The sequence below is a fragment of the Roseimarinus sediminis genome (assembly GCF_050433125.1).
In the GTDB taxonomy this organism is placed as follows: domain Bacteria; phylum Bacteroidota; class Bacteroidia; order Bacteroidales; family Prolixibacteraceae; genus Roseimarinus; species Roseimarinus sediminis.
Genome location: NZ_JBNPXV010000049.1, coordinates 1 through 1,359, shown reverse-complemented (window position 1 = coordinate 1,359; position 1,359 = coordinate 1). Strand labels below are relative to the sequence as shown.

General features: G+C 53.2%; 2 protein-coding genes. Both read left to right on the top strand.

What is annotated here, in order from left to right:
* A partial coding sequence (locus FHS86_RS19155; protein WP_429417692.1) for a tyrosine-type recombinase/integrase occupies positions 1-852 on the top strand: 852 nt, incomplete at its 5' end.
* On the top strand, positions 836-1,359 hold a 524-nt coding region (locus FHS86_RS19150), incomplete at its 3' end, for an IS91 family transposase (RefSeq protein WP_429417689.1). The genes FHS86_RS19155 and FHS86_RS19150, both read left to right, overlap by 17 nt.

Sequence of the window (1,359 nt, the reverse complement as noted above, 5' to 3'; positions counted from 1 at the left end):
GTTTTACGCGGACAAAGCATGAGCACCCTGCAAAATTACATTCGTCGTATCGCACTGTTTGTGATCCATTTTGGCAAGCTCCCTGATCAAATCGACCCCGACCAGATCAACGAGTACCTGGTGGCCCTGGCTCGCGACCCGCGTTCACCCTCGCGCAGCAGCTTTAAACACATGGTGTACGGCCTGCGCTACTATTACCGCCTGATGGGCATGAACAAAAATGCCATTGCACTACCTTCGCTCAAAGGAGATACCAAACTCCCCGTGGTGCTCAACCAGTCGGAACTGAAAGAGCTCTTCAGTGCCCCAAGCCTGCTGAAACAGCGCGTTGTCCTGACGCTGATCTACTCGGCAGGTCTACGCGGACAGGAAGTGATCAACCTGAAGATATCCGACATCGATTTTGAACGCCGCACCATCCACATACGGCAAAGCAAATACAAAAAAGACCGCATTGTTCCGCTTGCCGAAAGCATGGCTGTCGGTTTGAAAAAGTACCTGAAAGCCGAAAACCCCCACATCTGGCTGTTTAACGGTAAAGAGCCCGATGGCCGTTACAGCGTGCGTGGCCTGTCGTGGGTGATGCGCGAAAACCTGAAAAAGACTTCCATCAAAAAAGAAGTCAACCTGCATTCCCTGCGACACTCCTATGCTACCCACCTTTTGGAACAGGGCGTGAACATCGTCACCCTGAAAGAACTGCTGGGCCATGCTGAGATTACCACCACCATGATTTATCTCCACATTGCACAATGCCCGCTAATAAAACCACACAGCCCGCTCGACCGGCTCTACAACTATCCGAAAAAGAAGGACGAACCTGATGCGGACACCAATGCGGTCGAGGTTTGAGCTGGCCGATGTGGTGCGCTCCTTCTCGGCCGAACTGCTTGACAAAACAGCACTGACCCCCTTGCAATTAAGGGTACTGGGCAAAATTGCTGCCTGTCGTACCGCTGCACTGGGCGGCCACGAAGAGGCTTGCGATCACTGCGGAACGGTACGCTACAGCTACAACAGTTGCGGCGATAGGCATTGTCCCAAATGCCAGGCTGCCAAACAGGCTTTCTGGGTTGACGACCTGGTGCAAAGCACCTTGCCCGTGAAGCATTACCACCTGGTATTTACCGTGCCACACCAGATGAACACGGTTTGCCTGCACAACCAAAGGATGTTCTACGACCTGCTCTTTGCTGCCGTGTGGCATACGCTGCGTTTGTTCGGATACTCGCATTATGGTACAGAAACCGGTGCGGTGGCGGTCTTGCATACCTGGGGGCAAAACCTCTCGCTACATCCGCACATCCATTGTTTGGTACCTGCGGCCGGGTATACCCTCGATGGACAATGGAAGAAGAT